The 19,949-nt window shown below is 58.8% G+C and carries 22 protein-coding genes; 4 read left to right on the top strand and 18 right to left on the bottom strand.

What is annotated here, in order from left to right:
* Positions 1–68: 68 nt before the first annotated feature.
* The 18 genes from ACXAH8_RS02970 to ACXAH8_RS02885 all read right to left on the bottom strand — a co-directional run bounded on the left by ACXAH8_RS02970 (position 69) and on the right by ACXAH8_RS02885 (position 16,210).
* On the bottom strand, positions 69–644 hold the full coding sequence (locus ACXAH8_RS02970; RefSeq protein ID WP_475215922.1) for a hypothetical protein: 576 nt from the start codon (positions 642–644) through the stop codon (positions 69–71).
* Positions 637–1,803, bottom strand: a complete 1,167-nt coding sequence (lpxB, locus tag ACXAH8_RS02965) for a lipid-A-disaccharide synthase (protein ID WP_475215920.1) — start codon at positions 1,801–1,803, stop codon at positions 637–639. The genes ACXAH8_RS02970 and lpxB overlap by 8 nt, the downstream gene beginning before the upstream one ends.
* Positions 1,803–2,597 carry an LpxI family protein gene (locus ACXAH8_RS02960; RefSeq protein ID WP_475215918.1) on the bottom strand — a complete coding sequence of 265 codons (795 nt, stop codon included), beginning with the start codon at positions 2,595–2,597 and terminating at the stop codon, positions 1,803–1,805. Before ACXAH8_RS02960 ends, lpxB begins: the two co-directional genes overlap by 1 nt.
* 4 nt (positions 2,598–2,601) lie before the next feature.
* Positions 2,602–3,387: an acyl-ACP--UDP-N-acetylglucosamine O-acyltransferase gene (gene lpxA, locus ACXAH8_RS02955; protein WP_475215916.1), complete on the bottom strand. Its 786-nt coding sequence runs from the start codon at positions 3,385–3,387 to the stop codon at positions 2,602–2,604.
* Positions 3,384–3,857 carry a 3-hydroxyacyl-ACP dehydratase FabZ gene (gene fabZ, locus ACXAH8_RS02950; protein ID WP_170373767.1) on the bottom strand — a complete coding sequence of 158 codons (474 nt, stop codon included), beginning with the start codon at positions 3,855–3,857 and terminating at the stop codon, positions 3,384–3,386. Before fabZ ends, lpxA begins: the two co-directional genes overlap by 4 nt.
* A 75-nt stretch (positions 3,858–3,932) precedes the next feature.
* Positions 3,933–4,517 (bottom strand): OmpH/Skp family outer membrane protein, encoded by a 585-nt coding sequence (locus ACXAH8_RS02945; RefSeq protein ID WP_475215913.1) that lies wholly within the window; start codon positions 4,515–4,517, stop codon positions 3,933–3,935.
* A gap of 6 nt (positions 4,518–4,523) precedes the next feature.
* Positions 4,524–6,842, bottom strand: a complete 2,319-nt coding sequence (gene bamA, locus ACXAH8_RS02940) for an outer membrane protein assembly factor BamA (protein ID WP_475215911.1) — start codon at positions 6,840–6,842, stop codon at positions 4,524–4,526.
* Positions 6,843–7,010: 168 nt separating this feature from the next.
* On the bottom strand, positions 7,011–7,139 hold the full coding sequence (locus tag ACXAH8_RS02935) for a hypothetical protein (RefSeq protein WP_419737989.1): 129 nt from the start codon (positions 7,137–7,139) through the stop codon (positions 7,011–7,013).
* A gap of 80 nt (positions 7,140–7,219) precedes the next feature.
* Positions 7,220–8,572 carry an RIP metalloprotease RseP gene (gene rseP / locus ACXAH8_RS02930; RefSeq protein WP_475215909.1) on the bottom strand — a complete coding sequence of 451 codons (1,353 nt, stop codon included), beginning with the start codon at positions 8,570–8,572 and terminating at the stop codon, positions 7,220–7,222.
* 4 nt (positions 8,573–8,576) lie between these two features.
* On the bottom strand, positions 8,577–9,749 hold the full coding sequence (gene dxr / locus ACXAH8_RS02925) for a 1-deoxy-D-xylulose-5-phosphate reductoisomerase (protein WP_475215907.1): 1,173 nt from the start codon (positions 9,747–9,749) through the stop codon (positions 8,577–8,579).
* Complete coding sequence (locus ACXAH8_RS02920; RefSeq protein WP_475215905.1) at positions 9,749–10,531, bottom strand: phosphatidate cytidylyltransferase; 783 nt, start codon at positions 10,529–10,531, stop codon at positions 9,749–9,751. Before ACXAH8_RS02920 ends, dxr begins: the two co-directional genes overlap by 1 nt.
* Positions 10,528–11,259: an isoprenyl transferase gene (locus tag ACXAH8_RS02915; protein WP_170458293.1), complete on the bottom strand. Its 732-nt coding sequence runs from the start codon at positions 11,257–11,259 to the stop codon at positions 10,528–10,530. The genes ACXAH8_RS02920 and ACXAH8_RS02915 overlap by 4 nt, the downstream gene beginning before the upstream one ends.
* A 10-nt stretch (positions 11,260–11,269) precedes the next feature.
* Positions 11,270–11,833 carry a ribosome recycling factor gene (frr, locus tag ACXAH8_RS02910; protein ID WP_170373774.1) on the bottom strand — a complete coding sequence of 188 codons (564 nt, stop codon included), beginning with the start codon at positions 11,831–11,833 and terminating at the stop codon, positions 11,270–11,272.
* 168 nt (positions 11,834–12,001) lie between these two features.
* The gene (gene acuI, locus ACXAH8_RS02905; RefSeq protein ID WP_475215902.1) at positions 12,002–12,997 is read right to left on the bottom strand and encodes an acryloyl-CoA reductase; all 996 of its coding nucleotides are present in this window, start codon (positions 12,995–12,997) and stop codon (positions 12,002–12,004) included.
* 81 nt (positions 12,998–13,078) lie between these two features.
* Positions 13,079–14,182, bottom strand: coding sequence for a dimethylsulfoniopropionate demethylase (locus ACXAH8_RS02900; protein WP_475215900.1), 1,104 nt, complete (start codon positions 14,180–14,182; stop codon positions 13,079–13,081).
* Complete coding sequence (locus tag ACXAH8_RS02895; protein ID WP_475216274.1) at positions 14,183–14,710, bottom strand: DinB family protein; 528 nt, start codon at positions 14,708–14,710, stop codon at positions 14,183–14,185.
* Complete coding sequence (locus ACXAH8_RS02890; protein ID WP_475215898.1) at positions 14,710–15,414, bottom strand: DUF1326 domain-containing protein; 705 nt, start codon at positions 15,412–15,414, stop codon at positions 14,710–14,712. Before ACXAH8_RS02890 ends, ACXAH8_RS02895 begins: the two co-directional genes overlap by 1 nt.
* Before the next feature lie 4 nt (positions 15,415–15,418).
* The gene (locus tag ACXAH8_RS02885; protein ID WP_475215894.1) at positions 15,419–16,210 is read right to left on the bottom strand and encodes a DUF2182 domain-containing protein; all 792 of its coding nucleotides are present in this window, start codon (positions 16,208–16,210) and stop codon (positions 15,419–15,421) included.
* Between the two features lie 84 nt (positions 16,211–16,294).
* Here ACXAH8_RS02885 and ACXAH8_RS02880 point away from each other — a divergent pair, with 84 nt between their 5' ends.
* The 4 genes from ACXAH8_RS02880 to ACXAH8_RS02865 all read left to right on the top strand — a co-directional run bounded on the left by ACXAH8_RS02880 (position 16,295) and on the right by ACXAH8_RS02865 (position 19,944).
* Entirely contained in the window at positions 16,295–17,026 is a 732-nt protein-coding gene (locus tag ACXAH8_RS02880; RefSeq protein ID WP_475215892.1) for a FadR/GntR family transcriptional regulator, read from the top strand.
* Between the two features lie 127 nt (positions 17,027–17,153).
* Complete coding sequence (locus tag ACXAH8_RS02875) at positions 17,154–18,554, top strand: selenium-binding protein SBP56-related protein (RefSeq protein WP_170688702.1); 1,401 nt, start codon at positions 17,154–17,156, stop codon at positions 18,552–18,554.
* Positions 18,555–18,567: 13 nt separating this feature from the next.
* The gene (locus ACXAH8_RS02870) at positions 18,568–19,218 is read left to right on the top strand and encodes a hypothetical protein (RefSeq protein ID WP_170373782.1); all 651 of its coding nucleotides are present in this window, start codon (positions 18,568–18,570) and stop codon (positions 19,216–19,218) included.
* Positions 19,219–19,293: 75 nt separating this feature from the next.
* Positions 19,294–19,944 (top strand): TenA family protein, encoded by a 651-nt coding sequence (locus tag ACXAH8_RS02865; protein ID WP_475215889.1) that lies wholly within the window; start codon positions 19,294–19,296, stop codon positions 19,942–19,944.
* The last annotated feature ends 5 nt before the right edge of the window (positions 19,945–19,949 follow it).

Genomic DNA, 19,949 nt, shown 5'->3' with positions numbered 1-19,949 from the left:
TCTGCCGCAGGGTATCGCAAGCTGCAGGTCCAACTGCAACGCCGCTTCGTTCGCGACACCGACAAAAATCAGAGGATATCGGTCGGCGAGTTCAGCAGAATGTAGAGACCGACGCAGACCATGATATAGGGTGCGATCCTCTCGAGCCGAGTGACGCGTGGGCCTAGTTTCTGCGCATGAGGCGCACCCCAGGCAGCAACGGCCGCCAGACTTGCCGAGGCGCAACCCGCGCCAATCAGAGCCGCCAGCCGGAATACGGGACTGGAATCTGCTAGCAAGGGTGTCATCACGGCGAACGTATCGACCGACAGGCTGAGAAACAGTGTCACGACCGAGGTCACCGCGCCCTTTGGAGTGTCGTCTGTCTGCTCAACGCCTGAAATCTGGTGCCAGATACCGCGCAGGCCAAGTGCCAACGGCACAATCCCAAGATACCCGATCCACTCTGGCAGTCCGCTCTGGCTCAGGCCTGTTGCGACGGCCAAGGACAGGCACAGGACAAGCCCATGCGCGACGGCAAACCCCATAAGCGAGCGGCGGTGATCCATCACCAGCATCAGCCCCAACAACACGGCCAGATTGTCGAGATTGGTAGACACCATCACAACCCCGGCCGAGATCGAAAAGAGAAGATACTCAAGCATCAGCTTTGGCCATCCCGACCAAAACGGCCTTGGCGGCGCGTAGGCCCGGCGCCTCACCACCGCGGCCCAGACGATCCATCGTGACCGCCATGGCCTCACGCTGGGCCTCCGGCTGCGCTGCAACACGTTCCAGGGCTTCGGCGATCCGGTCGGGCTGGCAATCGTCCAGCAGACACTCGGGCACTGTCCGCGTGTCCGAGACCAGATTGACCAGCGTCGCCGTGTCCAGATGCACCATCCGCTTTGCGATCAGAGTTGTCAGCCAGTTGAGGTTATAGGCAATCACCATCGGCGTGGCCTGAGCCGCCAGTTCCAGTGACACAGTCCCTGACGCTGCCAAGGCCAGATCAGCCGCCGCAAAGGCCGCCCGCTTTTGCGCCACCGCCTGATCCGAGGGCAGATCACGTGGATCAACCACCACGGGCGAACCGGGCCAATTGCGCAAATGCTCGGTCACGGTGTCGACCATATGGGCCACCGCTGGCACAACAACCCGCGTTTCTGGGCGGGTCCTAAGGTAGAGCGAGAGCGCCTCGCCAAAGACAGGTGCAAGCCGGTCGACTTCTCCCCGGCGCGAACCCGGCAGGGCCAGCATCAGCGGCGCATCCCCCAGATCATAGGCGTCTCGGAAGGCCTTGATGTCCGCTTGCTTCGCCTGCGGTTCGCTTGCCACCGGGTGGCCGACAAAATCGCACTCCATCCCCGCGCGCTCCATGTAGGGCGGCTCGAAAGGAAGCAGCGCCAGAACATGGTCAATCACCTTGGCCATCTTGTCGGCCCGCCCTGGACGCCAGGCCCAAACGCTGGGGGCGACATAGTGAACAGTGCGAATTTCGCTGCTCGCCTTCACCAGTTTGGCCACACGCAACGAGAAATCCGGACTGTCGATGGTGATCAAAACATCGGGCTGTGTCTCCAGCACGACCTGTGCCGTCTCAGATATCCGGCGTTTGAGATGGAAGAACTTGGGCAGAACTTCGACCAACCCCATGACGCTGAGCTCGGACATGGGAAAGCGGCTGTTCAGGCCCTGAGCCTGCATCAGCGGCCCGCCAACCCCGTCAAACGCGACGTCAGGGACCAGCGCCTTTAGCCCCTCCATCAACGCGCCGCCCAGCCGATCGCCCGAAGGTTCCCCGGCGACCAGAAAAACGCGCATCAGACGGCCCGCTCGCGCACGTAGAGGAACAGGCCAAGGCGGTTGCACTCGGCGACCACTTGATCGCGTCGCAGAACCATGACGCCACCTTTTTCGATGACGATGCCCGTCAGACCGGCGGCCACCGCGTCAGTGACGGTCTCCGGACCGATTGCAGGCAGATCAACGCGGCGATCCTGATCAGGTTTCGGACCTTTGAATAGAACGCCTCCGCCCGCATCCGGGCGCTGGGTCAGCGATTGCAACATCCAGGCTGTGCCAAAAATGCTCTCAACCGCCAAAGCCTGCCCTTTGGAGACGGCACAGGCCTGACCAATATCGGCGCTGCCCATCGTGCGCAGAATACCTGCGGCACGGTCAGCATCGGCCAGATCGGCCTCGGACGGGTGCGTCTCGGTCAGGCATCCCAGCGGAGGCAGCAGATCAGGTGCGATCTCATGCGCGGCTTTGACGGCCAGGCCTGCATCCTCAAAGATACCGATCACAGCGCGCAAAGCGCCATCATCACCCGACATCATCGCCTTTTGAATGATCGGCACCAAAGGCATCGTTGCGGCATCAATCCGCGCGGGATCGACCTTGGGCCGCTGCACCGCACCCGCCATGCAGATCTGCGTCACGCCGCGCGCCTTGAGATCTGCAAGAAAGCTGCCGAGCTGTTCCAGACGGAAAACGACGTCCGCTGTCAGGTTCTCAGGCTCGAACCCCTCCATCGCGCAGACCAACGGACGGTCTGGCAGAGCGTCCACGACAGCGTCTGGCAGAACACCCGTCCCTGCGATCAAAGCCAGCATTTGGTTACTTCCTCGGCGTCAAGAACGAGCGATCTGATTGACCGGTGACGAACTCGACAATGCGCTGAACATATTCGCTGTCGGTACCCTCGCCTGCGCGATGGGCGCGTTCCTGAAAGGTCCCCTCGCCGCCGGACAGTTCCTTGAACGCCGCCCGCAGTGCCGAGATATCCTCACGCGATACACCGCGCCGTTTCAGGCCAACAAGGTTCAGCCCGTCCAACTCGCCGCGTGGCGCTTGCACCAGACCGTAAGGGATGACGTCGTTGGGCACCATGGTCAGCGCGCCTATGATAGCGCCGCGACCGACGCGGACCCACTGGTGCAGGCCCGAGATTCCGCCAACGATTACGTCATCTTCGACGATACAATGCCCCGCCGCGCCCGCGTGGTTCACCATGATAACACGGTTGCCGATCTGAACGTCATGGGCCACGTGAACTCCGGCCATGAACAGGCAATCGTCACCGATCCGAGTCACACCACCACCGCCTTCGGTGCCGGTGTTGATGGTAACATGCTCGCGGATGCGGTTGCGCTGGCCGATCTCAAGCCGCGTATTCTCGCCGCCGAATTTCAAATCTTGAGGAATCTCCCCGATCACCGAGAAGTTGAAGATCACAGTATCGTCGCCGACCGTAGTATCACCTGTGACGACCACATGCGTCTTCAGCTCGACCCGATCGCCCAGTTTGACCTGAGGACCCACGTAGCAGAATGGGCCAATCACGCAGTCCTGACCGATGTGCGCACCCTCTTCGATGATTGCGCTTGGGTGAATGCCGCTCATGTCGTTTTTTCCATGTCCCAATCGACATAGGCCGAGAATTCGGCTTCGGCTGCGACCTCACCGTCAACGGTGGCGCGTCCATTGAACTTGAACAGCTTGCCGCCCTTCTTGCCGCGCAGGGTTTCGACGTGCATCTCCAGCACGTCACCCGGCACCACTTTTCGGCGGAATTTGCATTTATCGATGCTCATGAAATAGATCAGGAGCTCAGTATCAATGACATCCATGCCGACGCCCAGCATCACGCCCGAGGTCTGCGCCATCGCCTCAACAATGGTGACACCCGGCATGATCGGCGTTCCGGGGAAGTGGCCCTGGAAATGAGGCTCGTTCATGGTGACATTCTTGATGCCACGGGCCGATTGATAGCCGTCGATGTCGACCACCTTGTCGACCAGCAGAAACGGATAGCGATGCGGCAATATCCGCTGAATCAGCTGAATGTCGGCGCTTTTGGTTTCCGTCGTCATCGTTCACTCGTCCCGTTATTTGGATGTGTCAGTTTCCGCGTGGTTAGCAATACCCGCCCCCGAGGGCAAGCGAACCTATTCGCCTGTGCCGTCCTGCAGGCCGGTTCCATCGCCAATTGCGGCATTGATGCGGGCAATCGCATCATCCGTGATGTCGGAGGTGTCGGCGCTAAGGAATACACTTGCGCGTTCCAGCACGACGGCGGCCCCTGTTTCGCGCATAAGTTCGATCAGCACGGGCTGCGCCAGGGCATAAAACGTTTGGCGGCTTTCTTCGCTACGCCGGGCCAAAGCGTCCAGTTTTGCGCGTTGGCCTTCGCGATGCGATTGCACCTTTTCGTCAAAGGCCTGCGCCAGAGGCCGGAAATCCTCTGGGGCCAGCTCGGCGCGTTTCTGCGTCAGGTCTTTCTCTTCGCTGCTGAGTTCCGCGACGATCCGCTCATTCTCTTCCGCGAGCTGCGCGCCCTCGGATTCGATTTCGCGCAGCACGCGCTGGCCGAACGCTGAATCCGCAAACAACCGGTCGCTTGAGATGGTCAGGACCAGCGGATCACGCACGCCCAATTGCTGCGCCGCTGTTTGGGACGCAAGCACAAGGCCCAGCAAAAGGCAAAGGGCCCGAACCGGGCCCCATGCGCGTCTAGATATTCGCAACCGCATGCCGGATCAGAACCGAGCCTGAACGGTCAGGTCGAAATTCTGTTCCTTGTCGAAGTCTTCCTTCTTCAACGCTTTCGAGAAGTTGAAGCGCAGCGGGCCAAATGGTGTTTCCCACAGAACCGACACACCGATGACGTGACGAATAGAGCCATCCGCACCTACAATATTTGCACCTGCGGTATTTACGTCATTGATGTTGTAAAGGTTGCCAACGTCGTAGAACAAACCGCCCCGCAGGCCAAGCTCTTCCGGCAGCCCCAATGGGAAGTCGCTTTCGAACCGCGCAACCCAGTAGTAGTTGCCGCCGATGGCGTCGTCTTGCCCATTGGATAGATCACGCGGGCCGAGACCGGCCGGTTCAAACCCTCGGAACGTGTTCGGCCCCAGAACGAAACGGTCGATGGTACGGCTGAAGTCATTCCCCGACCAGTGAAGCGCACCGGCCTCAAGTGTCGCGCGCAGAACGACCTCTTCGTTCCATACACGGGTTTGCGCGATCGTGCGCGCCGTGGTCTTGAAGTACTTGTTGTCGCCACCCAGGCCAGCTGCATCAAAGCCAAGTTCGAACAGCACACCCGCATTCGGGTTCAGTCCGCCGATACGGCTGTCATAGACATAGGTCAGGCCAAAGCTACTGTTGACCCGCTCACCCTGTGCGATCTCCGATGTGATGACCGCACCGTTCGTCTCGTTGTCCTGCTGGGTCATTTCCGAGCGTTCCCAGCCATAGCGCACACGCAGAGCCGACAGTTCGCCGATCGCATAGGTCAGCTGAGGGTTAAAGAACAACCGATCCGTATCATAGCTGGCAAAGCTGGAGTTCGTGGTCGCGATACCCAGTCCCAGATCAAAGCGCAGTTTGCGGCCCAGAAGGTACGGCTCAGTAAAGCTTAGCGAGTATTGCTCGGAGTCTTGAGCGGTCGAGATCGTCAAACCAAGGTTCTGGCCCCGGCCCAGGAAGTTCGATTCATTCAGGCCGATGGCGACACCGAAACCATCCGAGACCGAGTAGCTACCACCAAGGCTCAGCGAGCCAGTAGGCTGTTCCTCGACATCCACATCCAGGATCACCTGGCTGGGCGAGGATCCTTCGCGCGGCTCGACCTCGGCGTTGGCAAAGAAGCCTAGTGCGTTGATCCGCTCAGCCGCTTGACGGATTTCACGTGGGTTGAACGGGTCGCCTTCCACTGTGTCGAACTGACGACGGATCACCCGATCCAGCGTGGTTGTGTTGCCCTCGATATCAATGCGTTCCACGAAAATCCTCGGCCCACGGCTGAGGACGAATTCCACATCCAGCGTCAGATCACGCGGGTTGCGTGTGACGCGCGGCTCGACACGCAGGAAATCCACGCCTTGCTTCACACCTAGCCGTTCCTGACGCGCAATCGAGTTTTCGATCAGGGTCGGCGAATAGGTCACGCCCGGCTTGATCTTCAGAGCATCCTGATAGATCGACGGATCTACACCCGGGATCTCGCTTACGGTCGTGATTTTGCCGAACGAGAACTTCTGCCCTTCGGTGATGTTCATGACCAGGAAAAAAGCATCCCGCTCGCGGGTGAATTCCACGTTGGCACTGTTCACACGGAAATCGACATAGCCGCGTGATAGATAGAAATCCCGAATGACCTGCTTGTCGAATTCGATCCGATCCCCGATAAACGTATCGTTGCGGAAGAACGTACGCAGGAAGGTCGCCTGTTTGGTCTCAAGCACGCGACGCAAACGACGGTCCGAGAAGGCGCGGTTGCCGACGAAGCTGACGCGTTCAACCTCAATCGTCGTGCCTTCTGCAACTTCAAACACCAGATCGACGCGGTTGTCGTTTCGGCGGATGACGCGTGGGATCACAGTTGCCGATACCCGGCCTTGGGCGGAATAGACTTCGGCAATCAGGTCGGCGTCAGCCTCGGCCGCCTGCGGAGTGAAAACACGGCGCGGCTCGGACGAGATCACGTCCAGCAGAAGGTCATCTTTGACGCGGCGATTCCCTTCAATGCTGATCTGGTTGATCGTCGGGTATTCCTGCACCTCGATCACCAAAGTCGTGCCGCGAGGTGTCAATTCGACTGTTTCAAAAACACCACTGTCAAGCACACGCTGATACGCATCATTCAACTGACCGGCCGAAACCGTCTGCCCGGGTTCGATTCCCGTCCGTTGGATGATTGTGCCGGTCTCGATGCGCCGGTTGCCCTCAACCTCGAAGGAGTTGATGGTAAAGTTTTGCGCCTGCGCTGCATGCGGCAAAGCCAGTAAACCCATTGCCGCAGTAAGAAAAAGAAATGATCGTGTGCGCCACAAAATCTTGTTTGTTGTCATCTGCCCTCCGCAGGATATACCCGCGCCTCGCCCGTCAGCCATTTTTTCTCTACCCAAAAATTTAGGACTTAATGCTGAGTAACGAGATTGAATGCGCTTGTCAAAACTCCAAAACCAACGGGGCGACGATAGGTCACCTGACACGCATTCTTACAGGGTTTTGGGGAATCAGAGACCGGCGAGATACGCGCCGCCGGCAAGCGCCAGCGCCGTCAGACCAAAGCACAAAAGCACATCCCAGTTCAGAACAAACAGGACGCTGACACTCTGATAGGATTTTTGAATAGCTTTGGTCATGGCCGCCTCATTTTCAGCGGCTATTTTTTACCCCTGAAATGAGGCAGCAATGCGGCGCGATTGCGCCGCTTGCGCCACAATCAGCAGAACAGATCGTTACTGACCGAGAAAACCATGAGGCTGAGAACCACCGCAATCCCGAGTGTCATCAAAATCCGCAGCGCTTTGTCGCTGGGCGGTTTGCCCGAGACCGCTTCATAGGCGTAGAACACAAGGTGCCCTCCGTCCAACGCCGGGATCGGGAAAAGGTTCAGAAGACCCACAGCCGTTGACAGCACCGCGATAAAGAAGATGAAGTTCTGCGCGCCCTGGCTGGCCATGGCGCCCGAGGTCTCAGCAATTCCGATCGGACCCGAAATATTACAGGTGCTGATCGCGCCGGTAATCATGTGCCACATGCCGGACAGAGACCCTTCGATGATGCGCCCGGTCTGACCCACTCCGCCAACCAGCGAATCCCAAAGCCCCGCAGGCTCGGTCGCGGGTTGCAGCATCATGCCGCCAACGATCCCGATCCGCCAATGGGTGACAAACCCGCCATCTGGCTTTGGTTCATCGGTCCGACGCGGAGCAAGCGCGAATTCAAGCTCGGCCCCGTCACGCCAGACGTTCAGCAACAACACCCGACCGTCCGAGCCTTCGACATGTTCTTTCAGCTGCTCGAAGGCAAAGATCGGATCTCCATCAACCGAGGTGATGACGTCGCCCCCTTCCAGCTGGATATCAAACGCCGCACTGCGCGGCGTGACCTGTTGAATCAGCGGCGGGAACAGCCAAGGGGCTGCGACATCCAGCGTTTCGCCATCGCGCAGGACTGTATAGTCCAGCACTGGCTCGACCGGTAGCGCGTCGGTGAAGTCGCTCCACGCGCCTTCTTCATCGAAATCAGGGACTTCAATCCCGGCAATGGCCAGAATCTCATCACCCTCCTGCAACCCCTGCTCTGTTCCCGGCAGCGGCTTCAGTTCTCCAACCGTCAGCGGCTCACGCGTGACGCCCTGAGACCAGAAGATCAGGCCAAAGACCAGAATGGACATGACGAAGTTGAACACCGGCCCCGCCGCCACAGTGGCGGTTCGCGCCCACAGGGGTGCGCCGTGCATAGTATGGCGCAGATATTCCGGCTGCTGCTGAGCGATGTCATCCATCGCCTCTTCATCCTTGCCCGACGCTGCATTGGCATCGCCAAGGAACTTCACATATCCACCAAACGGCAACAGCGCGATCTGCCAACGCGTGCCGCGTTTATCCACGCGACTCCACAGAACAGGGCCGAACCCGATCGAGAACACCTCGGCATGAATGCCTGACCAGCGGCCAACGATGTAGTGCCCGTATTCGTGAACCGCGACGATCGCGGACAGGGCAATCACAAAGGCCACAATCGTCCAGAGCAAATTTCCGAACTGAGGGATCAGCGAAAGTACGTCCAAAACTCTATCCTGCTCGTTTGATCACGGCTTCATCCGCCCACTTCCGTGCGAGATGGTCCGTTTGCTGTACATTATCAAGGGTCAAAGGGGCGTTAAAAAGGCCATCCTCGGCATCAAAACGGTCGAGAACGCGTGAGACGACCTCCGCCATGGTCGTGAACCCGATTTGGCCTGCGATGAAGTGATCCAGCGCACGCTCTTTCGCCGCGTTGAAAACCGCCCCCGAAAGGCCGCCTTGCGCGATCACGTCTCGGGCCAGTTTCAAAGCGGGATAGCGGTTCAGGTCGGGATGGGAAAAGCGCAACTGGCTGAGCTGCGCGAGATCCAGTCTCTCAACCGGCAGATTGCGGCGTTCGGGCCAGTGCAGAGCATAACCAATTGCATGCCGCATATCAGGCGGACCCAGATGTGCCATCAGCGCCCCGTCCCGAAACCCGACCATCGCATGGACAATGGATTCGGGATGCACCAAAACCTCGATTTGGCCCGGATCGACGCCAAAGAACTCTCGGGTTTCAATGACTTCAAGCGCTTTATTGAACATGGATGCACTATCAATCGTGATCCGCTGCCCCATGTCCCAGTTCGGATGGCTTGAGGCTTGCGTAACGGTCGCGGACGCCAAATCCTCAAGCGGCCAATCCCGGAACGCCCCACCGCTTGCAGTGATGATAACGCGTTCGACCGCGTCCATATCCTCACCGACCAATGCCTGAAACACCGCCGAATGCTCACTGTCGACGGGCAGTACACGCGCATCGTTTTCACGCGCCGTCTGCAACACAAGGGCGCCCGCACAGACCAGAGTCTCTTTATTGGCAAGCGCCAGCGTTGCGCCCTGTTTTAACGCCTCAATTCCGGGGGCGAGACCTGCGGCGCCAACGATCGCGGATAGCACCCAGTGCGCGGGGCGCGCGGCGGCCTCAACGATCGCGCTCTGACCCGCTGCCACCTCGATCCCGCTGCCCTGCAATGCATCGCGTAGGTCCTGCAATCGGTCCTCAAACGCGGTGACGGCGAGTTGCGCGCCAAGCCGTTGGGCGTCCTCGGCCAGTTGCTGGATATTTGCGCCACCTGTCAGGGCGACCACGTCATAGGCTTCGATATCGCGCGCAATGAGGTCAATCGCATTCTGACCAACTGATCCGGTCGCCCCAAGGATCGAGACTTTGCGCATCACATCTCTCCGGGTGCGTAAACCAACCCTGCGATCAGCACAAACAACGCCGCACCCATCATGCCGTCAAACCGGTCGAGAAAGCCGCCATGTCCCGGTATGAGGTTCGAGCTGTCCTTGACGCCGAATTTCCGTTTGACCGCGCTTTCAACGATATCGCCCGCCTGGCTGGCCATGGACGCCAGAACCGAGACCAGAACGAACAGCATTCCGAACCCGCCGTGCATTGCGAAACCCACGCCAATCAGGCCAGCCGCGACCCAGCCACCTGCCGTGCCCGACCATGTCTTCTTGGGGCTGACCTTGGGCCAGAATTTCGGGCCACCAATGGCCTTGCCCACGAAATACCCGGCAACATCCGTGGCCACGACGACCGCAATCAGCCAGACCATCCAGCCGAAGCCCATGTTTTCACGGATGGAGATGAAACCCAGACCAGCGCCCGCGATCCACAAGGCGAACAGAAAGTACAACCCGCGCGAACGGGTGACCTGCCCTGCCCCGACCAGCGCCGGAGCCACCAGAAACGGCAACTTATAGAGCGGCGGCACGTGATAGCTGATGATCACCGCAACCCCGGTCAGAATACCGAGTTGCATGGCCATGCCTCCGCGCTGCGGTTCGATCATGCGTACAAGTTCCCAGGTCATCAAACCGCAGGCAACCGCGATGAAGCTTTCAAACCACAACCCGCCCAGCCATACCTCAACCGCGCCGATTGCGACCAAAACGACTGCGGACAGAATCCGTGCGGTTAGATCAGACCATCGGCCTTCGCTCATGCCAGAACCGCTCCGAAACGCCGCTCGCGCGAGCCGTAGTTGCGGCACAGACGCTCCAATTCGGCCGCAGTGAAATCCGGCCAGAGCGTGTCAATAAATTCGTATTCGGAATAGGCCGACTGCCAGAGGAGAAAATTTGAGATCCGCGCCTCTCCGCTGGTGCGAATGACCAGATCGGGATCGGGAAGAACGCGTGTATCCAGATACTTGGGCAGGGTTTCTTCATCCACATCCTCGGGCTTCAGCCGCCCTTCGGCCACATCCCGTGCAAGACGTTTTGTGGCCCGCGCCACCTCATCCCGGCCGCCATAGTTCAACGCGACGGTCAAATGGACCAAATCGTTGTCCTTCGTTGCCTCTTCCAGCGAATCCATCAGGTCGATCAGCTTGGCATCCAAGCGGACCCGATCACCGATAAAGCGCACGCGAATGCCGTTCTCGGCCAGAGTGCGGGTTTCCTTGATGATGTAGCGCCGAAACAGGCTCATGAGGCCAGCAACTTCGACCTGAGTCCGCTTCCAGTTTTCCGTCGAAAACGCAAAGACAGTTAGGTATTTAATGCCCAACCCCGGACAGGCCTCGACCACCTCACGTACGCGCCGCGCACCTGCGTGGTGACCAAAAAGCCGAGGGCGGCCACGCGCCTGCGCCCACCGACCATTGCCATCCATGATAATTGCGACATGCTTTGGGCCAGCCTGCACGTCCGTATGGGGATCTTTGGGCATCAGTACCGGCTCAGACCTGCATGATTTCCGACTGCTTGGTCTCAAGCGCGGCATCAACAGCTTTGATCATCGTGTCGGTCAGATCCTGAACTTCGCTCTCCCAGAACTTCTGATCATCTTCGGACATTCCGTCCGATTTCGCTTTCTTGATCTGATCCATACCGTCCCGGCGCACGTTGCGGATCGAAACCCGCGCGCTTTCGGCATATTGCCCGGCAACTTTGCCCAACTCGCGGCGGCGCTCTTCGTTCAGTTCCGGGATCGGCAGCATGATGATTGTGCCGTTCAGCTGTGGATTGATACCCAGCCCGCTTTCACGGATCGCCTTTTCCACCTTGCCCACAAGGCCCTTATCCCAGACATTCACCGTCACCATCCGAGGTTCAGGCACATTGACCGTGCCAACCTGGTTGATCGGTGTCATCGAGCCATAGGCATCCACCATCACCGGCTCCAGCATCGAGGCCGAGGCCCGCCCGGTGCGCAGAGAGGCAAATTCAGTTTTGAGATTGGACATCGCGCCGTCCATGCGGCGTTTCAGATCGTCGGTGTCCAGTTCGAAGTCGTCAGACATGCTGCTCACTCCCCGTCTTCAAGTGCTGTTTGGATGGGTCTTAAGCCATCGCATTTGGGATGTATAGCAATCATGAGCATGAATTGTGGCAATGACCAGAACTGTTTCGGTCCTTTTGCCGCCCAGAAGGTTAAGCCAGGGCAGTTCTGCCCCGGCTATTTTCTTGGATCAGGCGTTTACGTCGACGACAACGCGGCCCTTGACCTGACCTTTCAGAATATCCGCACCCAGTTGCGGCAAATCGGACAGAGCTGCCGGATGCACCATGGCCTCCAGCTTGTCCATCGGCAGGTCGGTCGCGATGCGCTGCCAAGCTCGCAAGCGGTTGTCATAGGGCTGCATCACGCTGTCGATCCCCAGAAGGTTCACTCCGCGCAGCAGGAAGGGAATCACTGTTGCAGGCAACCCCGCTCCGCCAGCAAGACCGACTGCGGCGACCGAGCAACCGTATTTCATCTGACCCAAAACGCGCGCCAGCATGTCACCGCCAACTGCATCGACACAGCCCGCCCAGGTTTCGCTTTCCAGCGGGCGCTTCGTGGTCTCGTTTAGCTCTTCACGCGGCACGATGGTCGTGGCGCCAAGCGATTTCAGGTAGACGCCGGTCTCGGGACGTCCGGTCACAGCTGCGACCTCATAGCCCAGTTTGCCCAAAATGGCCGTCGCCACCGAACCAACACCACCCGCTGCACCAGTTACCAGCACAGGCCCACGATCCGGCGTCAACCCGTGATCCTCCAGAGCCATCACCGCCAACATGGCCGTAAACCCAGCCGTTCCGACGGCCATCGCCTGTCGAGCGTCCAGCCCATCCGGCAACGGCACCAACCAATCGGCCTTAGCGTTGGCCTTCTGCGAATAACCACCCCAATGGGCCTCACCCACACGCCAGCCGGTCAGAACCACCTTGTCACCGGGCTTGTAGCGGTCGTCCGAGGACGCCTCGACCGTCCCGGCATAGTCGATACCGGGAATGTGCGGATAGTTCCGAACCAGACCACCACCCTTGGCCGACAGGCACAAACCGTCCTTGTAGTTCACCGTTGAATACTCAACAGCGACCGTCACCTCTCCGTCAGGCAGATCCTCCAGCGAGAGCTGCTTCACCGAGGGGCTGGCCAAACCGCTTTCTTCATCTTTCTCCATAACCAACGCATTGAACATATTGCTATCCTTTCATTTTTGGCGGCCAGCCAAGTCCTACGGCTGGCTCAAAATAACCCGGTGGAGACGCGCAATGAGCCCTCATATCCAGAACTTCGCCTGCACCGTCGCGCTCCGCATACCGTCAGGCGTTTCAACCTCAACCTTGGTTCCGGCGTCCCAATGGCTCAACTTGACCATACCAATCGAAACATTGGTCGAGAAATCCGGAGACCAGGCCGCAGACGTCACCTGACCCACCTGCTTTCCGTCCGCAAAGACAGGCCACGGCTGGACACAAGGCAGCACCGCATCTCCGTCGATCGCAATCGGACGTATCTGTTGCACCGGACCTTCTTTGGCCACACGCAACAACGCATCTCGGCCCACGCAGCCGATGGCGGTATGCGTATTGCAGAACTTGCCCAGCCCACATTCATGCGGTGTGTTGTCATCGGTCATATCATTGCCGTAGGACAACAACCCTCCCTCGATCCGCTCGATCAGGTTGGGACACCCGGCTCGCACGTCCAGGTCTTCGCCCGTCGAGAACAGAGCGTTCCACAGAGGCATACCGATGTCGCTGCCCTCGACATAGATCTCGAACCCACCTTGCTTGGAGTAGCCCGAGCGGGCAACCGCAAGATCGCGCCCTTCGAATTCGAACATGTCGAACTTGAAGAAACGAATATCACGTACACGGTCTCCGAAAACGCGGGCCATCAGTTCATCTGCTTTTGGCCCCTGAACGCCCAAGGGCGACACGTCCGGCTCATCAACCAGCACATCCAGACGATATCCGTTGGCCAACCCTTTGACCCATAGCAATAAATCGCTGTCGGCGATAGAGATCCACCAGCGGTCTTCAGAAAGCTTCACGGCTACGGGGTCGTTCAACATCCCGCCGGTTTCGTCGACAATCGGCACGTAGAAGCACTGTCCGGGCAGCATGCCGCGCAGGTCACGCGGTGTCAGCATTTGCATCAGACGCGCAGCATCGGGCCCGCGCAGCTCAACCTGACGTTCACAGGAAACGTCCCAGACCTGAACATTCTTTTTCAGGTGATGGTAGTCGGCCTCGACACTTTCAAAAACCGTCGGCAACAACATCCGGTTGTAAACCGTGTAGCCTTTGACACCAGCGGCTTCGACGCCTTCGGAAAACGGCGTGCGACGCAGGCGACGAGACAGGGATATTTGCGGCATTCAGCCCTCCTTTGGCATGAAGCAAAGATCGCTGACCGGGGCCTCGGAACCGGCTTCGGTCAGCATTTTGTGGAGTTGTCCACGATGATGGGTTTGATGGTTGAAGAAATGCATCACGCATTGCGCGTAAGGCAAAGTGACATCAGCCTCTTTTGCGGCTGAGTACCAAGTGAAAGGCCCCGAAAGGACCTCATCGCCAAGCGTATCCGCCCAATCCGAGATCCGGTCATCCATAGCCACGCGCACAGCCAGCCAGCTGTCGAGATCGGGGCAGAGATGCACGCTTTCGTGGATGCCGCCTCCGGGTCGGTGGATATTGCTCTCTGGCCCCGGCCCTTTGTCAAAGCGTGACATCCAGATCCAGTCGCCCCACAGCAAATGGTTCGCCGTGCCTATAATCGAGCCGAAAAAAGCACCACGTTCCTGCATCAGTTCTTCGGGCGAAAGCGCTTGAAGAAATTCCGCCAACTGGCTGTTTTGCCAGTGGTTGTAGCGCGCCATTTCTCGGGCAAAGGCTCCGGTGATCATCACTTCGGCCCATGCCAGTCGATCGGGCAAATCTCGGCCGATTTACCGCCGAAATCCCAGACGCGACCATAGTCGCGCACTTTCGATTTGTTTCCTCGGGCTATGATGATGTCCGGCCCCATCCAGTATTTGGAGTTCGACACCATCACCGGATGCTCAGGGTCTTTACCGCCCAGCATCTCGATCTCGCCTTGGATTTTACGACCGATCGCGATCCTTCGCTTGTTGCCGTCCCGTTCGATCTGGACCGGAGCACGTTCGGCCCCGATGATCTCACTCACCAGCATGGTGAACAGGCCAGTGGTGCCGCCGGCCTGACCGCTAAAAATCTGCAGCAGCCCGTTATAGGCCTTGCCGCTGGCGCGTTCATCGACATAGGCGGCAACTTTCCACTGCCCCTCGCCCATGCGACCCGGAATATCGACCAGAAGACCAACATTCAGGCCCGACAGATCTTCACCCTCAAAATGCCCTTCGTCGATGATCACACCCATCCAGGCGTGGCAGTGGCCCTCAGTCGGAGGGTGCGCGCCCAAAGAGACCACGCAGGGGCAGAACACATCGCACGAGCAGTTCAGGATCAACTCACCTTTGATGGACCAGTCCGTCGGGCTCATCTCACGCCGTTTGGGGTTGGGCATACGGCTGTCGATCCGCTGACTAATCGGAAGCCGGTCGGCCTCGGGTTTTCTGTTTTTCGCCATCAGCTTATCCTCCGTAAGCAAAGGGATAGATCAGCAGCACAACACCGCCTGCGATCAGTATGAACCCCATGGGTCGGGTCACAGCATGCCCGATCTGGGGGAGTTTTTCCAAAACCATGAACAGGGTCGCCAGACCCATCCACAAAAGGCTCATGACGCCACCAACAAAGCCAAGCGCCATGAAGCCCCAGCAGCAACCGACGCAGAACGCGCCGAGCCCCAGCCCCATTCTCACACCGCCCGCAAAGCCGGTTTTCCAATGGCCCAGGAAATACGTCATTGGGGCGTGACAAACGCCGTGGCAGACCTCTTTCGCGCGAGTGAACTGGAAGGCGCCGACCACGATCAGCAGCCCTCCGGCCACCCAATTGGACTTGGCGATGCCCAGCATATCGACAAACCCACCGAACAGCAGAGCAAGTTGCACACCCGCAATGAACGCCGCAAATCCCACCCAGACGATAAAATACCCGGCCAGAACGCCCAGCCATCCGGCGCGCGTGCCATTGGCGCTACGGATCAGGTCGTCATAGCTTCGGAGCGTCGGCACCAGCGTCGGCAGCATCATTGCCGCCATCATGATTGCCCACATCCAGAACAACGGACCAAACTCGGCCATGGGCATATACATATCCATGCGCGGGTCCATCGCCGCCATGGCCTGTCCCATCGGCCCCGGCCGACCAAGGAAGTCGAGGTCCATGTCGCGGCTCATCGAGAACATGACCCACCACGCCCAAAGGATCACAGCATAGAACGCCAGCCACATTCCGCTGCGGAATAATGCGCGACTCATGTGATCCTCCGACTCAACTCTCTTGCTTTTCAAATGTCAGACTTTTAAATGTCAGACAAATAAATTTTTCAGACCGGCTCAAAAATGAAGATAGACCCCGCCAATCCCGCAGACCTCTCTGCCCAGATCGCACAGGCCATTCGGAACGCGATTGTGTCCGGCGAATTGATCGTGGATGAGCGCCTGCCCTCTGAATCTGAACTTGCAGATCAGTTCCAGGTGTCGCGACCTACGGTTCGAGAGGCCCTAAAGCGCTTGGCTGCTCAGTCCCTGATCCGCACCCAACGCGGTGCAACCGGCGGGGCCTTTGTGAACCGGATCAGCTTTGAGGACGCCTATTCGCAGCAAATAACCACCTCGACCCTGCTGCTGTCGATGAACGCCGTCAGTTTCGATACGGCGTGCGAGGCGCGGTATGCGCTGGAACGCGCCTGCGCGCCCTTGTCGGCCGAACGCCGCACCGCGGATCAACTGGCAACAATGCGGGCCGAGATCTTTCGTCAGACTCAGCCGGGCCTGACAGATGAGGCCTTCTGCGCCTCGGACGTCGCCTTTCACCGCGCGCTGGTCGATGGCGCGGACAATCCAGTGCTGTCCTATCAACTGGCGGGTGCGGTCGAGGCCATGCAGCCGCTGATGAACATGATCACCTTCACCGCGCGCTCGCGCGAAGAGATCATTGCGCTGCACACCAAGATCGCCGACGCGCTTGAGGCGCGCGATGCCCCATCCGTGGACGCGACGCTGATCGAACTTGAAACCTACACGCGCCAACTGGCCCGAGATGTGGCCGAGCGCAAACGTAAAACCGCCTGACACTCAGGCCCGAAATCTGACGCAGACCAACAGGCAGAAAGGAAACACGAGCAGGCAGGATGTCACCCGGCGCCAAGACCGGAACTCTCAGAACGAATTGAAGATCAATGACTTACGGGAGGATGTTATGAATACAAGACCGGACCCAACCTTTTACCCATCTGCCAAGCTGGCGATGGAGGGCCCCACTGAGACGCTTGCTTTTACGCTGATGCTCAGCCCGGATTTTTCGCAACCTGACGGGCTGGCGGTTGTGAATGTCGATCCGACTTCCGACGACTATGGAAAGATCGTCCATCAGGTCATCATGCCGGAAAAAGGCGATGAATTTCACCACTTTGGCTGGAATGCTTGCTCTTCGGCGCTGTCGCCGCTGACGGGGCACGCGTTTCTGGAACGGCGCTATCTGATCGTTCCGGGCATCCGCTCAAGCCGGATCTATGTCATCGATGTGAAGAACCCGCTTGAGGCCAAAATCCACAAGATTATCGAACCCGAAGAAGTCTTTGCAAAAACAGGATATTCCCGCCCACACACCATTCATTGCGGCCCTGAAGGCATCTATGTCAGCACCCTGGGTGGCGGCGGAGAGGATGGGACCGATGGCCCTCCGGGTATCTTCATCATGGATTGTGAAAGCTTTGAGATCATCGGACGGTATGAGATCGAGCGCGGCGTTCAGGACAAACACTATGATTTCTGGTGGAACCTGCCGCGTGACTACATGGTCAGTTCCGAGTGGGGTTTGCCGCCACAGTTTGAGAACGGAATCGTGGCCGAGGATCTGCTGTCCAACAAATATGGTCACAGCATCCATTTCTGGAACCTGCGCAGCCGCACCAATATCCAGACCATTGATCTGGGGGAAAACCACCAGATGGCGTTGGAAATCCGCCCGGCTCACGATCCAGTCAAACAGTATGGGTTCTGCGGCGTCGTTGTGGACACAACCAACCTGCAAGGCGCGATCTTCACATGGTGGCGAAACGATGACGGTACGTTTGAGGCCAAGAAGACCATCACCATCGACCCGCAACCGGCTGACCCTGATGACTTGCCGGACCTGCTGAAAGGGTTCTCGGCCGTTCCACCGCTTGTGACGGATATCGACCTGAGCCTCGACGACAAGTACCTCTATGTCGCTTGCTGGGGCACCGGAGAGATGCACCAATATGACGTCTCGGACCCGATGAACCCGACACTAGCGGGCAAGGTCGAAATTGGCGGGATCGTCAAAAAGACCAAACATCCAAACGGTCAGGACTTTGGCTATGGCCCGCAGATGGTTGAAATCAGCCGCGACGGCAAGCGGGTCTACTGGACAAACTCGCTCTATTCCACTTGGGACGACCAGTTCTATCCGGGTGAACGGGGCGCAGCCATGGTCAAAGCCGACGTCGGCGAGAACGGCGGTCTGACCTTGGATCCCAAGTTCTGGGTCGAGTTCCCCGAAGGCTATCGCAGCCACCAGATCCGGTTGGAGGGTGGAGACTGTTCGACCGACAGTTTCTGCTACCCCTCGGTCTGAGTTGGAATTTCTGATGACATCAACGGCTGGCCTCTGGCTGGCCGTTGTTCTCAGCGGTGCCTATCACGGTCTGAATCCCGGTATGGGCTGGCCGCTTGCTGTCTCATCCGCATTGATGGAGCAACGTCAATCGGCCCTCTGGCGCGCGTTGGCGGCACTTGCGGGCGGTCATTTCCTGGCGATGCTGGGAGTCCTGCTGCCATTTGCAATGATGGCTGTGTTGATCGACTACCAACGCGAAATCCGCATTGGGGCGGCGCTGATCGTTATTGCGATGGGGCTGTATATTGCCGTCACACGCAACCACCCTCGGTTCTTGTCGCGTGTGCCGCCCAGCAAACTCGCGCTTTGGTCCTTTCTGGTCGCGCTCGCCCATGGCGCGGCCTTGATGCTGGTTCCGATCTATCTGGGCCTTTGCAACTTGGATGAGCTAGACGCCGGGCATCAAGCCATCTCTCAGATCATGACAACAAACACCCTGCTGGTTCTGGCCGTGGCCGCGCTGCACACGGCGGCTATGATCCTAGGAGGCGGTCTTCTGGCCTATGGCGTCTATCGCTGGCTCGGGCTGCAATTCCTATCACGCACCTGGTTCAACCTGGAACTCATCTGGGCACTCAGCCTGATTTTAGTCGGCGTACTAGGACTTTGGTCGGCAATCTAGTCGCCGCACGATCACCTTGCACATGTTCCGAAAAACCGCTTTGTCCTGCTTTGAAAGAAGTTAGGAGTTTTCGAAGTGTCCCAGAACACGCGCCCCACGGAAATGCTGCGTCAGGGCAAGGCTGCCGACTGGCAGGCGGCAACAACCCATGCCTTCACGCGCGAGCTGTCAGACGGCACCCTGCCCGAGGACAAGATGCGCTGGTATCTGCAACAGGACTATCAGTTCGTCGATGGCTTCGTCCGCCTGCTGGCCAGCGCCATTGCACACGCGCCCACCCTGGCCGACAGCGTTCCCGCCGCGCAGTTTCTTGCGGTGATTACTGGGCCTGAAAATACCTACTTCCTGCGCTCGCTCGAAGCGCTGGGCACCCAACCCAGCAGCGACCCTGCCCCCGCTACCAAAGCCTTTCAGGACTTGATGGCCGAGGCCGCAGCCTCGGGCCGGTATGAGAATATGCTGGCGGTGCTGGTTGTCGCCGAATGGGTCTATCTCAGCTGGGCCAGCCCGGAAAATCCGCCGAAACCCGATTTACCCTTCTGGTTCGCGGAATGGATCACGCTACATGCCGGGAAAGGTTTTGAGGGCGTGGTCGAGTATCTGCGCGGGCAGCTCGACAAAACCTGGCCCACCTTGACGCCAGAGGCGCAAGCCGAAGTAACACGGCTGTTCCACCAGGCGGTCGAGCTGGAGAAAGACTTCTTTGACGCCGCCTACGCGGTGTAACCGGA

The sequence above is a fragment of the Ruegeria sp. ABV3_008 genome (assembly GCF_056161185.1).
Note: the sequence above shows the minus strand (reverse complement) of the source record. Positions and strands in the feature narration are given on the sequence as shown.

What these genes read in the sequence shown, in the direction of transcription:
- ACXAH8_RS02970 (WP_475215922.1), bottom strand. Translation starts at nt 644, where the DNA reads ATGCTTGAGTATCTTCTCTTTTCGATCTCGGCCGGGGTTGTGATGGTG.
- lpxB (WP_475215920.1), bottom strand. Translation starts at nt 1,803, where the DNA reads ATGCGCGTTTTTCTGGTCGCCGGGGAACCTTCGGGCGATCGGCTGGGC.
- ACXAH8_RS02960 (WP_475215918.1), bottom strand. Translation starts at nt 2,597, where the DNA reads ATGCTGGCTTTGATCGCAGGGACGGGTGTTCTGCCAGACGCTGTCGTG.
- lpxA (WP_475215916.1), bottom strand. Translation starts at nt 3,387, where the DNA reads ATGAGCGGCATTCACCCAAGCGCAATCATCGAAGAGGGTGCGCACATC.
- fabZ (WP_170373767.1), bottom strand. Translation starts at nt 3,857, where the DNA reads ATGACGACGGAAACCAAAAGCGCCGACATTCAGCTGATTCAGCGGATA.
- ACXAH8_RS02945 (WP_475215913.1), bottom strand. Translation starts at nt 4,517, where the DNA reads ATGCGGTTGCGAATATCTAGACGCGCATGGGGCCCGGTTCGGGCCCTT.
- bamA (WP_475215911.1), bottom strand. Translation starts at nt 6,842, where the DNA reads ATGACAACAAACAAGATTTTGTGGCGCACACGATCATTTCTTTTTCTT.
- ACXAH8_RS02935 (WP_419737989.1), bottom strand. Translation starts at nt 7,139, where the DNA reads ATGACCAAAGCTATTCAAAAATCCTATCAGAGTGTCAGCGTCCTGTTT.
- dxr (WP_475215907.1), bottom strand. Translation starts at nt 9,749, where the DNA reads ATGCGCAAAGTCTCGATCCTTGGGGCGACCGGATCAGTTGGTCAGAAT.
- ACXAH8_RS02920 (WP_475215905.1), bottom strand. Translation starts at nt 10,531, where the DNA reads ATGAGCGAAGGCCGATGGTCTGATCTAACCGCACGGATTCTGTCCGCA.
- ACXAH8_RS02915 (WP_170458293.1), bottom strand. Translation starts at nt 11,259, where the DNA reads ATGCCCAAAGATCCCCATACGGACGTGCAGGCTGGCCCAAAGCATGTC.
- frr (WP_170373774.1), bottom strand. Translation starts at nt 11,833, where the DNA reads ATGTCTGACGACTTCGAACTGGACACCGACGATCTGAAACGCCGCATG.
- acuI (WP_475215902.1), bottom strand. Translation starts at nt 12,997, where the DNA reads ATGTTCAATGCGTTGGTTATGGAGAAAGATGAAGAAAGCGGTTTGGCC.
- ACXAH8_RS02900 (WP_475215900.1), bottom strand. Translation starts at nt 14,182, where the DNA reads ATGCCGCAAATATCCCTGTCTCGTCGCCTGCGTCGCACGCCGTTTTCC.
- ACXAH8_RS02895 (WP_475216274.1), bottom strand. Translation starts at nt 14,710, where the DNA reads ATGATCACCGGAGCCTTTGCCCGAGAAATGGCGCGCTACAACCACTGG.
- ACXAH8_RS02890 (WP_475215898.1), bottom strand. Translation starts at nt 15,414, where the DNA reads ATGGCGAAAAACAGAAAACCCGAGGCCGACCGGCTTCCGATTAGTCAG.
- ACXAH8_RS02885 (WP_475215894.1), bottom strand. Translation starts at nt 16,210, where the DNA reads ATGAGTCGCGCATTATTCCGCAGCGGAATGTGGCTGGCGTTCTATGCT.
- ACXAH8_RS02880 (WP_475215892.1), top strand. Translation starts at nt 16,295, where the DNA reads ATGAAGATAGACCCCGCCAATCCCGCAGACCTCTCTGCCCAGATCGCA.
- ACXAH8_RS02875 (WP_170688702.1), top strand. Translation starts at nt 17,154, where the DNA reads ATGAATACAAGACCGGACCCAACCTTTTACCCATCTGCCAAGCTGGCG.
- ACXAH8_RS02870 (WP_170373782.1), top strand. Translation starts at nt 18,568, where the DNA reads ATGACATCAACGGCTGGCCTCTGGCTGGCCGTTGTTCTCAGCGGTGCC.